Source organism: Bradyrhizobium sp. SZCCHNS30572 (assembly GCF_032484415.1).
In the GTDB taxonomy this organism is placed as follows: Bacteria; Pseudomonadota; Alphaproteobacteria; order Rhizobiales; family Xanthobacteraceae; genus Bradyrhizobium.
In genome coordinates, this window is record NZ_JAUESY010000007.1 from 80,700 (window position 1) to 94,728 (window position 14,029).

General features: G+C 61.5%; 6 protein-coding genes and 2 pseudogenes. 6 read left to right on the plus strand and 2 right to left on the minus strand.

Annotation, left to right across the window (positions count from 1 at the left end; genetic code table 11):
- Nucleotides 1-4 precede the first annotated feature (4 nt).
- Complete coding sequence (locus QX048_RS20165) at nucleotides 5-1,078, plus strand: hypothetical protein (RefSeq protein ID WP_316200635.1); 1,074 nt, start codon at nucleotides 5-7, stop codon at nucleotides 1,076-1,078.
- A gap of 599 nt (nucleotides 1,079-1,677) precedes the next feature.
- Here QX048_RS20165 and QX048_RS20170 read toward each other — a convergent pair.
- Nucleotides 1,678-2,556, minus strand: a pseudogene (locus QX048_RS20170) (IS256 family transposase); the annotation flags it as partial.
- Between the two features lie 413 nt (nucleotides 2,557-2,969).
- Entirely contained in the window at nucleotides 2,970-3,173 is a 204-nt protein-coding gene (locus QX048_RS20175; protein ID WP_315716372.1) for a hypothetical protein, read from the minus strand.
- Between the two features lie 479 nt (nucleotides 3,174-3,652).
- Between QX048_RS20175 and tnpA the strand changes: the two genes are divergently transcribed.
- From tnpA to QX048_RS20200, 5 genes and pseudogenes are all read left to right on the plus strand, one after another.
- Complete coding sequence (tnpA, locus tag QX048_RS20180) at nucleotides 3,653-4,048, plus strand: IS66-like element accessory protein TnpA (protein ID WP_315716371.1); 396 nt, start codon at nucleotides 3,653-3,655, stop codon at nucleotides 4,046-4,048.
- A gap of 63 nt (nucleotides 4,049-4,111) precedes the next feature.
- Nucleotides 4,112-4,880, plus strand: a pseudogene (locus tag QX048_RS20185) (transposase); the annotation flags it as partial.
- On the plus strand, nucleotides 4,877-5,098 hold the full coding sequence (locus tag QX048_RS20190; protein WP_315716370.1) for a hypothetical protein: 222 nt from the start codon (nucleotides 4,877-4,879) through the stop codon (nucleotides 5,096-5,098). The pseudogene QX048_RS20185 and the gene QX048_RS20190, both read left to right, overlap by 4 nt.
- Nucleotides 5,099-5,791: 693 nt before the next feature.
- Nucleotides 5,792-8,485, plus strand: a complete 2,694-nt coding sequence (locus tag QX048_RS20195; protein WP_315716368.1) for an FG-GAP-like repeat-containing protein — start codon at nucleotides 5,792-5,794, stop codon at nucleotides 8,483-8,485.
- Between the two features lie 67 nt (nucleotides 8,486-8,552).
- Complete coding sequence (locus QX048_RS20200; RefSeq protein WP_409999237.1) at nucleotides 8,553-14,015, plus strand: RHS repeat-associated core domain-containing protein; 5,463 nt, start codon at nucleotides 8,553-8,555, stop codon at nucleotides 14,013-14,015.
- Nucleotides 14,016-14,029: the final 14 nt, after the last annotated feature.

The window sequence follows — 14,029 nt, forward strand, 5'->3', positions numbered from 1 at the left end:
AGGCATGAAGTGGTTGCTGAGAGCGATATTGGCTTCGAACCTTGTGAGTTTGTGCTCCAATCAAGCAAGCGCGTTTGATTGGGATTACAAGGATGCCAGGTTTGACCTGAGCGCCTCGGCGATCTTGGGGGATCGAGCTGCTTTCGAGTCCTGGAGAAACGAGCCGCTCAATTACATCAAGGAGCAATTCGAGGGTGCAGTCAACGTCGCGCCGGAGCTGGTCGGTGTTCATGATCCGATAAAGAAGGCCGGTTTTGCGATCGAGCAGATCGATCTGCTGTTCCCCCATGTGGCTCAAGACGGAGCTGATCTTCGATATACCGTTGCCGTGGCGCGACCGGACAATCCAAATCCTGATCTGCCGACGATCGTGGCGATCAATGGTCACGGCGAGGTGGGCGGCGAGGGGAGCGGTCAGGCGCCCACAACGCTGTTCGACGATAATGGACATGGCGCGTATCTGGCTAGAGGCGGGTTTACCGTGGTTGCGTTTCCGAACACGATCCATGCGCCGTTTGCCGACCTTTCGAGGCGCGTGGACTATTCGATCATCTGGGCGAGGCTTGCGGATCTAGCGCTGACGCGGATAAAGCCTTTGCTGAACTCGAATCCCGACTACATTGGACTAGGAAACGCGGCTGGCGGACTAACGAGCCTTGTGTTGGCGATCGTTCGGCCGGATATCAAGGCAATGGCTGCGAATGGCGCGTTCTTCTCGCTCGAACATACGCGGCGGGAGTATCGGATCTTCACGCATCCATTCTGCCATGACTTTCGTGCGTTCTTTTCGTATTCCGCTCTCTATGCATTGCTCGCGCCGAAACCGCTACTGATCGAAGAAGGTCGGCGCGATGGTCTTTGGTTGGGTTATGGAGCGTCTCATCCTGAGTCCTGGTTCAGTGGCACGAAACGGGGCGCAATTAGTGATGAGACGATCGGAGCGTACCTCGAGCTGAAACAGATCTGGATGAAGTTTGGCTCGCTTATCGAGCTGGATATCCACGATAAGGGGCACGAAGATGTGGATACGTCAGAATTCGTTGGTTTTGTGCAACGAGTTCGTGCGGCTTCGCCTTGAAGACAGTCGGACGATCGATGCTTAGAAGTCTGATCTACTATCTCTTCGTAGCCGTTGCGGCTGCAGCTTGCAGCATTGGAGTGCTCTATTCTGCGGGGTGGCGTTCTCGCTCGCAGATCTCGGAGGTGACTGCGAAGGCACGGGCAGAGAGTCTTGTTCCATACTGCCTGGAGTCCGCCAAGGCCGATCCGTGGCGCTATTACTATCTTGGGAAGATGAAGAGCGCCTCGGTGGAAATGAGGGTCCAGGTCGTCAGGGCGGCCGGCTGGGCTACACCTCTCGGGCAGGATCAGCCGAATGGCTGGCTCGCCGAAGCATGTTTGCGCGAGCTTGATGTCAGATAGCACCTCTGCGGCTGCATCAAGGATGCGGTGTCCCAGAGGTGACCGCCGATACGGCCCAAATCGAGTGGATTTATGCAGTCGGTGAGTATCGCAGGTAGGCGGTCCACCAGTAACCAGCATCCGCAGCCCGTCTTGGCGGCATTGGCGTGGCGAGCTGAATGCGGTGAACCGCTGCCTTGTACGCTTCGACAGCTTCCATGAATGCGCGCCAGAGCCAGGCTCTGATTCGAAGAATGCAGGCTGGTCGCGTTGTCTGGCGACCGCCGGGAAGCTGACGGTGGGATCATCGCCCAAAGGCGCGGTGGTTCTTAGCGTCGTGCACCGTCCGCGCTGGACCGCCCACTCGTCGTTCTGCTCGAGCAGGATGGCGCCGACCAGGCGGGTGATAGCGTCCGCGTTGGGGAAGATGCCGACCACTTCAGTTCGTCGCTTGGCCTCGTCGTTGAGGCGTTCGAGTTGATTGGTCGAGTGTAGTGTGGCCCGATGCGCGGCGGAGAATCTCATATTGGCCGGCACGTCGGTCTCGGCCTCCTCGAGGAAGATCGCTAGCGTTGGCTATTGCGGGCGCAGCTGATCGGCGATGCGCCGCCGTTGCGTCCGCGCGGCTTTAGCGTCGTCCTGGGCAAAGGCGGTGGCAATGAAGGCGGAGACGACGCGTCGCCCGCACTTGCCGGCATGCGCCAGGGTGTTGCGCATGAAGTGCACGCGGCAGCGCTGCCAGGAGGCGTTGACGACCTTTGCGACCGTCGCCTTGATCCCCTCATGCGCGTCGGAGACGATGAGCTTGACGCCACGCAGGCCGCGCCGGGCGAGCTTGCGCAGGAATGCCGTCCAGAACGTCTCGGCCTCGGACGGGCCAATGTCCATCCCGGAGACCTTGCGCCAGCCATCGCTGTTGACCCCGACCGCGATGATCACCGCGACCGAGACGATGAGCCCGTTCTGGCGCATCCTCACGTAGGTGGCGTCGATCTACAGATACGGCCAGTCGCCCTCGATCGGCCGCGTGAGGAAGGCCTTCACCTTGTCGTTGATCTCGGCACGCAGCCGCGACACCTGGCTCTTGGAGATGCCGCCCATCCCCCCCATGGCCTGCACCAGGTCGTCGACCGAACGGGTAGAGACGCCCTGGACATGTGTCGACCGCCGAGCTGCTGTCGCATCTATCGAGCTTGCGCATCGTCTGACTGCGAAGCTTGTCCAGAAGTTCGTCTCGGTCGACCAAACTTTGAGCTCCGTGACCGCCGCCGCCTCTAAGAAGTCGGCCAATACGCGCAATATGAGGAGAATGGCGACCGGCTCCCGCTGCTCTCGACTCAACGCGCGAATTGCGCGGCCGCTGGTCCCGCCGCTCTCAATTGTGATGTTGATTCTCGATAACGGTTGCGTGCCTTAGACCATGCGAGATGTGGAAACGAAGTCACGGGTTGAGCTACCAAGGCACCGGCAGACGAGGGCGGCGGGGCGGATGCCTTCGACCTGCGACGAACGGACCACATCTCGGCCTGCCCAAGGGGGTGAATTCATAGCGAGCGTTTCAGTCTGCTTCACGCCAGCGCAACACTGTCGAGACAGACGTTCTTATGCACACCGAAGCCCAGCAGATTCGGAGCAATCTTGTGGCTCAGTTCGGAGGTGCCGTTCGGGAAATGCCGCCGGGCCTCTGGAAGGTCATCACGTCCTCTGTTGCCACGGGGCGCGATGCCGGTTGGCAACCCGTCATGATGCTCGCAATGGATCCCCTGCTGCACGGAGGACCACCAGGATCTTTGTCGGCCGCCAATTTGGCCAGCGCGAAGAAGGCCAAGCAAAGAAGAAACAGCCCCAACATTAAAGACAATCGACGTAGAATCGGCACTCCGTTACCCCTCCCGCGTACCATCTGCGATGGCACGGAAGCTGGATTGCAGCCAGTCCTCTGTGGTTAGTAATGTGAATATAGCCAGTTGGTGTGGCCGGTGTGCCGCAGTCTCGATATCAAAAAGTAGCGATGCGCTTTTGCTCTCGTTAAAGTGGCGGCTTGTCCGCCAAGCTAGGGAGTTTGTGCAGACGAGTGCGTCGGTCTCGGCGGAAGGGATATTATCAGTGCCTTGCACCATGTGGGCGTTGGGGTCGTTCCGGGGGAATGCAGCGGCAATGAGCGCCGAGAATGCGTAGCCGTCCGCTCTTGCCGTAACCCTCCGCCGAAGCCCGCCTTGGCAATTTGGTGTTGGTGCTGAGAACTGTCCTTATGGACAGAGATAAGGACCGTGCCCGGATCGGGCGACTTGAGGTGGTCGAGACGGGTCGGCGGCGGCGCTGGTCTGAGGATGAGAAGCTCAAGATCGTGCTGGAGAGCCTGCAGGGGGCCCGGCAGGTGTCGGCAACAGCCCGGCGGTACGGCATCTCACGTTCGTTGCTCCTCAACTGGCGACGGCCTCGACAGAATGAAGCTGGGCTGCGATTGGACTTCGTTCCGGCAAAGGTGGTTGCAGATCCAGTGGCCGCGCCTCTGCCGATCGAGCCGACCGTCGGCGGCGCAATTGAGATCGAGTTTGCGGCCGGAGCCATGATGCGGATCACGTGCGTCGTCGATGAGAGGACGCCGAAGGCTGCTGTTGCCGCATTGACGGACGGGCGGACGTGATGATCCCGAGTCCGTCAGGAGTGCGCGTGTGGATCGCTGCCGGCCACACCGACATGCGCCGCGTTGGCCATGATCATGTTCGAGAAGTTCGGCCAGCATCAGCCAATGAACCGCCAGGCCGAGCGCTACGCTTTGGAAGGCGTGCCGATCGCGCTGTCGACGATGGCGGACGCAGTTGGATCGGTCTGTGCCGCGCTTGATCCCCTGCTGCGCCTGGTCGAAGCCCATGTCATGGCGCCCGCTCTTCGTCATGGCCGACATCGAGGAGAACGCGCGACGCAAGGCTTCCGGCAAGAAGGACATCCCGCTCTCGCCGATCGCGGTCGAGATGATGCGACGGATCGATGCGCTGTTCGAGATCGAACGCTCCATCAATGGCAGGAGTGCCGAGGAGCGCGTTCGGGTGCGGCAGACGCTGAGCCGGCCTCTGGTCGAGGATCTGCAGGTCTACATGCGCGAGCAGCTCGCCAAACTGTCCCGTGGCCACGACATCGCCAAGGCGTTCAACTACATCCTCAAGCGCTGGACGAGCTTCACCACGTTCCTCGATGACGGGCCGATTTGCCTCTCGAACAATGCTGCTGAGCGTGGCCTGCGAGGCATCGCTCTCGGTCGAAAATCCTGGCTGTTCTGCGGCTCCGATCGCGGAGGTCGGCGCGCCGCGGCCATGTACAGCCTGATCGTCACGGCCAAAATGAACGGCATCGATCCGCAAGCCTGGCTTGCGGATGTCCTCGCGCGCATCGCTGCTCATCCGGCGCATCGGCTGGATAGATTTCTGCCCTGGAAGTGGGGGCCTCAGGCCAAAGCGCTCTCGGCTCAAGCAGCATGACCACGCACGTCAACAAAGTGCATCACGTCACCACCGTGGCCAAGGTCGCGAAGGACCTCGGCGGAGATGAAGACTGGCTGCAGGACGTCGCCAGTGAAATGGACATCGAGGACGGCGTCATCTGGGTCTACGTCGTCGCCGACGACGACGTCATGGCCCTCACCGACTTCGGCATCGAGAACTTGATCGAGATCCTCAAGATGCGCAGGGAAATCTGAGAACCGCTGACCCGCTGACAGCCAGCGGCTGCTTCCTCCGCGGCCTACGACGGATGCTTACCGTGTTTTCCGAGAACGCGAAATTGATGCGCGTTCCGCGGGAGCTGGACATGCCCGATTGGTTTGAAGGGAAAGCGGAAACCGATTCCTCGGGCCGTGTCGATGCTGCAGCGCTCTGATCCAGCGCAACGTGTGCAGGTCGGCTTCTGACGTGAGCTGCAGACCTGCGGGCGGTGCAAGGCTCACAAAGGTCGGCATCGAGTTCACAGCGAGGCAGGGCGTGCAGCAAAAGCGTTGAGTCTGATTCGTCCAATTCGTGCACGCGCGAGGACGTCATGGAGTTATTCTGTACTCAGCGTTGTGTGTCGTGTCGTCGAGTGCGGCGATGGGTGCGTCATGCGAACAACCTTTGCTCGCAAATGTAGAGGAGGGTGCGGCACCTGGAGATGTAGGTTGTATTTATAGACCATGCTCATCCACATGTTGTGAAAAAATTCGAATGTCAGTTGATCGTGAAATACAAATAATGTCTGTTGTGTTTCGGGGTGTATAGAGACTGCGGGGGCAGGGGTGACGAGAGATCTGGAGTTCGGCGCTCGACGTCGTCGCGCGCGTAGAGCAATCAGTGCTGCGCTTGCGTACGCGAGTGCATTTTTTTGTTTTCAGAATACAACTATAAGTTATGCCGAGACAATGTCGCTACCGGGAAAGGTCTCGGTCGGCCAGAGCGGCTCTGCAAGCTATTCGCTTCCGATCGCGCTGCCGCCGGGATCTGCAGGTGTCGCGCCATCTTTGTCGCTCGACTACAACAGTCAGGGCGGAAACGGCATCGTCGGGGTCGGTTGGTCGCTGGGGGGCTTGCCCTCGATCGGGCGTTGTGCCCGGACTATCGTGCAGGATGGCGTGCTGGGCAGCGTCAATTTCGATGCAAACGATCGCTTCTGTCTCGACGGGCAGAGGCTTGTTGCAGTGAGCGGCGCCTACGGGGGCGAAGGTACCGAATATCGGACCGAAGTCGAATCGTTCTCGAGGGTGATCTCGCATGGAGTCGCGGGTACCGGCCCGTCGTGGTTTGAGGTTCGCACGAAATCGGGGCAGGTCATGGAATTTGGCCATACGACCGATTCGCAGATCCTTGCGGTTGGTAAGTCGACCGCGAGGGCCTGGGCCCTTAGCAAGTTGACCGACACGAAGGGGAATTATTTGAGTCTGACCTACAATGTCGATGCGGCAAACGGCCAGGCCTTACCAAGCAGGATCGACTACACGGGAAACGGTGTCGCCGGGGTCAGTCCATATAATTCTGTTCAGTTTACCTATGCGTCGCGACCGGACGTCATTCAGCATTACCAGGCTGGGTCTATCGTCCGAACTGTAGTTCGCCTGACCAATGTGAAGACCTATGCCGGTGCAAATATGGTCTCGGACTACCGACTTTCCTATCAGCAGAGCAGCACGAGCGGCAATTCCGAATTGACATCAGTGACGGCGTGCGCCGCTTCGGGAAATTGTCTTCCGGCAACGACGTTCCAGTGGAGTAACGGTGGCGGCGGGTCATTCTCGCCGTCTGTTGCGACGAATCCGAATAATCTCGTCGCATCGTCATACGTGCGAATGCAGTATTGGACGCCGGTTCTGATGGATCTTAACGGCGACGGAAAGACCGATTTTGTCCTGACGAAGAACAAGTCGATTTTTGCGTATCTGAGTAATGGCGATGGCAGCTACACCAATGTGAATTCGACGCAGAACGTCTGGGACTTCGGCGGCTATCCGGCCGCGGTGTATGTGACGTTCGTTGGAGACTTCGATGGAGACGGGAAAAGCGATTTCGCTTTCGTGAACTCATCGCAGATCTTTCCGTTTCTGGGTAACGGTGACGGCACGTTTCGCGTCGGAGTCGTTCAGACTCCGGCCAACTGGCCCATCTTGGATCAGGGTTCGTTCGCTCCGATTTCCGGCGATTTCAACGGGGATGGCCGTACCGATTTCATCCTGATCAATCAGGATTATCTCTACGAGTGCATCAGCAATGCAGCTGGTTCGTTTGGCTGCAGCTCGATCTGGATCAATAATGGATGGAATTTCGGGAATCCGAATACCCGTTATGTGCCGATCACGGGCGACTTCAATGGTGATGGCAAGACCGATTTCATCATGCTTGGAGGCACGACGCTTTACGAGGCGTTTGGCAACGGCGACGGCACCTTCAGTTATCGGCAGATTGATCTAACCAATGGCTGGCGGTTCGGCTGGCCCGAGGATGGAATCCCCCCGTCCGATTACATGCCTGTCGTGGGCGACTTCAATGGAGATGGTAAGACTGACTGGCTGATGCTCAAAGCGGGGACGCTCTATATGTTCCAGAGCAGGGGGGACGGCAATTTCGACTACGTGCAGATCGCAATTCCGGGATGGAATTTCGGTACTCCGCCGACGACCGGATTTGACGTGATTGCCGGTGACTTCAATTTGGACGGTAGATCCGATTTTGTTCTGATCGGGGGTAATGGGCCATATATCTACCAGTTTCTGAGCAAGGGAGATGGATCCTTTGCCTACAATACGATCTCCATGCCAAACAACTGGAACTTTGGAGCGCCGCCGAGTGCCAACTACTTCGTGTTTGGGGGGGACTTCAACGGTGACGGGCGGTCTGACTTCGCGCTGATGGACAACGGTTACATCTACACTCTTGCGGCGAACGGCGGCTCGGGCGATCTCGTCAGCCAGGTGACCAGTGGGCTCGGTGCAACGGCATCGATCACCTATACACCTATGACTAGCCGATCAGTCTATACCAAGGACACGAATGGTAGCTATCCCATCCTGGACATGCAGATGGCCCTCTACGTGGCGTCCAGGCTGGACCAATCCAACGGCGTCGGCGGTACCTACAGCTCGTCCTACAGCTATGCAGGCGCCAAGCTCGATTTGGGTGGTCGCGGCTACCTTGGCTTTCGCCAGATGACTGTGAAAGACCTGGCAACCGGCATTGCTGACACGACGACCTTTCGTCAGGATTTCCCCTTCATCGGCATGGTGTCCTCAGCTACCCGAACGCTTGGCGCGCAGACGCTCGGCCAGTCGGTCAACACCTATCTGTGCCTGAACGTAGGCGGTGGGACGGGAATCAGTCCGTCCAGTGCGCCATACCGTGTCTTTCTGACGCAAAACACGTCTAGCGGCACGGATCTGGATGGCTCTGGGCTGCCGACGGTCACGACGACAAATCAGTATGACGACTTCGGCAATGCGACACAGGTCGTGGTGGCGACGCCCGATGGTAACAGCAAGACCACGGTCAACACGTACGCCAATGATACGTCGAACTGGTATCTCGGCAGGTTGACGCGGGCGACAGTCACGAGTCGCAGACCGCAATAGCGGCCCATCTTCCCCATTCAGATCGAAATCGAGCTCACGCTGGCCGTTGCAGGCCGAGGAATTGACCATGTTCAAGGCCGTGTCATTTCGTGTGTCGCGTTCAAGTCGTTTCGCTGGTTTGAAGAGGCTGGCGCTCGCTCTGTTGATGAGCTCCGCCGTCCCGTCAGGCGCCGGCGCTGCGCAGATATTCCTCACCAGCGGCTCGACCTGGACGGTCCCGAGTGATTGGAACAGCGCGAACAACACCATCGAGGTCATCGGCGGCGGCGGCGGCGGCGCGGGGTCGAACGCGTCGACGGAAGGCGCCGGTGGCGGCGGCGGCGGTGGCTATTCGAAGATATCGAATCTCCCGTTGCAGCCGGGCGCCTCGATCACCTACCGGGTGGGTGCCGGCGGCGCGGGCGGCAGCGCCGCGAATGCCGGTGCCGGTGGAGGTGACACCTACTTCAACGGGTCCGGAACGATCTGTCAGGCGCAGTCGGTCTGTGCCAAAGGCGGCGGCGCGGGGCTGAACAGCAGCGGGTTGAATGCGGCGGCTGGCGGGCAGGGCGGCGCGTTGGCCAACGGCATCGGGACCGTAAGATATTCAGGCGGCGCCGGTGGCAATTCGGGGACCAGCAGCAACGGCGGCGGCGGCGGCGGCGGAGCCGCGGGCCCGTTGGGGCATGGCGGCAATGGCGGCGCCTCCGGCCAGAACGGCTCGGGCGCCGGCGGCGGCGGCAACGGCGGCGGCGCGAGCGGTGTCGGCGCCGGCGCCGGCGGCAACAACAACTCCGGCGTCGGTGGAGGAACTGCAGGCTCCGCCGGAGCTCCGGGCGGCAATGGCAGTGGTGGCGGTGGCGGCGGGGCGGGCTACTGGAATGCCAGCGCCTGGGTGAATAATGCCGGCGGCAGCGGCAGCACCGGAACGGAGTGGGACGCCTCCCATGGTTCTGGAGGCGGTGGTGGCAGTGGGGCAGGCGGCGGCGGTGGCGCCGGTGCCGCGAACGGCGCAGCCGCGCTTTATGGCGCGGGCGGCCCCGGCGGCTCCGGCAACAACACCGCCGGCATGCCCGGTGCGTCCGGCATCATCGTCATAAACTACACGCCCGCTCCGCCGCCGCCCTCATCGGCAACGCGGATTTATCTGACGAGCGGCTCGAGCTGGACGGTCCCGAGCGATTGGAACAGCGCGAACAATACCGTCGAGGTGATCGCCGGCGGTGGTGGCGGCGCCGGATCCAATGCCTCTTCCGAGGGAGCAGGCGGCGGTGGCGGCGGCGCCTATTCGAAGGCCGTCAACCTGTCGCTGCAACCTGGCGCGAGCGTCAGCTATCGGATCGGTCTTGGCGGCGCTGGCGGCGGCGCCGCCAATGCAGGCGCGGGCGGTGGTGACACGTATTTCAATGGCACCGGCACCACATGTCTGTGGCAGTCGGTCTGCGCCAAGGGCGGGAACCCTGGGCAGGCCAGCAGCGGCCTCAACGCGGCCGGTGGCGGTGCTGGCGGCACCGCAGGCAGCGGCGTCGGCACGGTCAAATACTCGGGCGGCGCTGGCGGCAACTCCGGTGCGAGCAGTAATGGTGGCGGTGGCGGCGGCGGCGCTGCGGGACCGAACGGCAATGGCGGCAATGGCGGCTCCAGCGGACAGAACGGCTCGGGCGCCGGCGGCGGCGGCAATGGCGGCGGCACGAACGGCGCCGGCGCGGGCACGGGCGGCAACAACTACGTGGGAACGGGAGGCGGTAGCGCAGGCACGATCCGCGTTCCCGGCGGTGTCGGCAGCAACGGCGGCGGCGGTGGTGCGGGCTATTGGGACGGCAGCGCCTGGATCAATAACGCTGGTGGCAGCGGCAGCACCGGGTCCGAGTGGGATGCGACACATGGCTCGGGCGGCGGCGGTGGCAGTGGTGGCGGCGGCGGTGGCGGACCAGGCGCAGCGAACGGGTCTGCGGGTCTCTACGGCGCCGGTGGTCCGGGCGGCTCCGGCGTCAACACGGCGGGAACGGCCGGCGCGCAGGGCATCATCGTCATCACCTACATGCCGTCGACCGGCTCAGGGTCAGGATCGACGCCGGTCGCCGACATCTACACCATCACCCGGACATCGTCGTTCTCCTACGACGCTGCCTCGGGATTGCTGACGCAGGAAGTCGTCGAGCCAGATACACCGGCGGCGCGGTTGCAGACCGATTATGTCTACGACGCTTTCGGCCACAAGCAGTCGGTGACCGTCAGCGGTGCCGATATCGTCAGTCGTTCGAGCTCGAGCACCTATGATGCGCGGGGGCAGTTCGGCACGTCGAACACCAACGCGCTCGGGCAGAGCGAGAGCTTCCAATATGACCTGCGTTTCGGCCAGCCGACCAGCCACACCGGACCGAACGGTCTGACCACGACCTTCAGCTATGACGAGTTCGGCCGCAAGACTCAGGTCGTGTCGCCGGACGGCACCCAGACCCGCTGGTCCTACCAGTTCTGCAGCGGCGTCAATGGCGGCACCGCGAGCTGTATTTCAGGCGCGAGCTATCTGATTCAGGAGACCTCCTACGCAGCCGACGGCTCGACCGTGATCGCACCGGTGGCGACCGTGTTCTTCGATGCACTGGAGCGCGAGATCGGTCGCCAGACCCAGGGCTTCGACGGCAGCATTGTCCAGGCCACCAAGGCCTATGATGCACTCGGACGGGTGACGCAGACCAGTCGGCCGTATTTCGCGAACGGCGGCACGCCGCGCTATACGACCTTCACCTACGATACGCTGGGCCGGGTGGTGACGACGACGCAGCCAGACGGCAGCGTGTCGCAGGCGGCCTTTCATGGTCTCACGACCACTGAGACCAACGCGCTCAACCAGACGCGCACGACGGTCAAGAACAGCCAGGGCCAGGTGGTCTCTGTCACCGATGCGCTCGGCCAGACATTGACCGCCGCCTATGACGCGGTCGGCAACATGGTGCAGACCACGGATCCGGTCGGCAATGTCGTCACTGCGAGCTACGACATCAGGGGGCGCAAGATATCGAGCTCCGATCCGGATCTCGGCGTCTGGAGCTACACCTACAATACGCTGGGGCAGCTGACCACGCAAACCGACGCCAAGGGGCAGGTCGTCAGCATGAGCTACGATAAGCTGGGGCGGACGGTGCAGCGGGTCGAGCCGGACATGACCTCGGTCTGGACCTACGACACCGCCGCCAATGGCATCGGCAAGCTGGCCTCGACCGGCATCACCTCAGGCTCCGGCAACGGCTTTGCCCGCAGCGTCAGTTATGACAGCCTCGGCCGTCCCTTGCAGGTCGTGACCACCATCGATGGCGCGACCTACACTATGGGTGCGACCTACGACGCCAACAGCCGGCTGACCAAGGTCAGCTATCCCTCCGGCTTCACCGCGCGCTATGGCTACAACAGCCTCGGCTTCTCCAACCTGCTGCAGGACGATGCCAGCGGCCAGTCCTACTGGACGGCCTATGCGATGGATGCCGAGGGGCACCTCACCCAGCAGACGGCAGGTAATGGCCTGGTCACGACCCGTGGCTTCGATCCGCTGACGGGATCGCTGCTCAGCATCGCCACCGGCGTCAACGGCGCCGTGCAGAACCAGAGCTTCGGCTACGACCGGCTCGGCAATCTCACCTCGCGGAGCGATGCCAATACAAATGTCAGCGAGAGCTTTGTCTATGACGCGCTAAGCCGGCTGACGACGTCGACCACCAGCGTCAACACGGCGCCGCTGGTCAAGACGTTCGCCTACAGCCCGATAGGCAACATTCTGACCAAGTCGGATGTCGGCACCTACACCTATCCGGCGGCGGGGCAGCCGCGCCCCCACGCGGTCACCAGCGTCTCGGGTGGCACGATCAGCGCCACCTTCACCTATGATGCCAACGGCAACCAGACCTCCGGTCTCGGCCGCAGTATCGTCTACACTTCCTACAACAAGCCCGCGAGCATCACGCAGGGGGCGCGGACGATCTCCTTCGTCGACGACACCGACCACCAGCGCGTCAAGCAGGTGACACCGGAGGGCACGACGCTCTACATTGCCGCCTTTGGCGTCGCGGCCGAGGTGCAGAACCCCGGTACGATCACACAGAAATGGACCGACTATCTCCTGGTCGGCAACGCTAGGGTCGGCATGCGCGTGGCGCAGACATCGGGCAGCGGCACGACGGTCACCACGCGCTACTTCCATACCGACCATCTTGGCTCGATCTCGGCGATCTCAGACGAGAATGGCCTGCTGGTCGAGCGCCTGAGCTACGACGCCTGGGGCAAGCGCCGCAACGTCGACGGCTCTGACGATACCACCGGCAGCATCACCAGCCAGACCACGCGCGGCTTCACCGACCACGAACAGCTGTCGGTCGCTGGCCTCGTTCACATGAACGGCCGTGTCTACGATCCACTGCTGGCACGCTTCACCAGCGCCGACACGGTCACTCAGTTTCCGTTCAGCACACAGGGCTGGAACCGCTATTCCTATGTCGGCAACGACCCCCTGACCTTCACCGATCCCAACGGCCACTGCATCCTCGGCTGCTTCTGGAATGCGATCGGCAAGGCGTTCAGCAGCGCTTGGCGTGCAGTCACCCACTTCTTCCAGACCAACGCGATTGCTCGGTCGATCCTGCAGATCGCGCTGACGATCGGCATGGGAGGGAGTCCGATCGCGGCTGGTTTGGCGGCGGCGATCGTGACCGGCCTGTCCGGTGGCAATCTGGGCGATATCATCAAAGCCGGCGCAATCGCGGCGATGTCGACATTCGCGTTCCAACAACTCGGTGGCGCCACCTTCGCTGGGACGCTTCCGTTCGCCAGCAAAGCGTTCGATCCGGGTCTCTATCTCGCGAATGTCGCAGGCAGTGCTGCTATCGGCTGCGCGTCTGCTGTCGTATCCGGCGGATCATGCGGGGCGGGAGCCGCTGCTGCGGCGGTGAGTGCTGCGTTCAATCCGCTGACGAATACGCTGTTCCCTGACGCGAGAACGAATATGGGAGAGCGTATAGGAGGCACTATTCTGCAAGCGGCTGTTGGCGGCCTCGCCGCGGTCGCGGGTGGCGATAAGTTCGCCAATGGAGCTGTGACAGGAGCATTTCAGTACTTAGCAACGCTAGGTCTTGAGAAGTTCGAAGAGCAATCCAAGCCGGAACCGAGACAGTTGATTATGGCAGGCGCAGAGGTACTTGCGTTTGATAAGAACGATCGCAGCACTTGGCAGTGCCTTAAGTCGTGTGCTTATGATCAGCTCGGGTTGGATACACTATTCGGGACAGCATTAGTCGGGGCAGGCCAGCCTATCCTTTCTAAGCCCGTGGTCCTCGGCGGCAGCTCAGAGGGTACGTCAATTGCGTCAAAGTATCTTTCCGAATGGTTTCCAGAGCGGCTACCGTTCCGGGTTTGGGCGCCGACTACCGTAAATCCGTGGGCTCGGTCGATGGTCGTCGGTCGGATAGCCGGACGATGGGTGCCTTTCGTGGGTTGGGGTATCGTGGGCTACGATGCGGCAAGGATTGGATACTGCACATATCAGTGTGCGTCGAAGTGACAGATAGCAGGGAG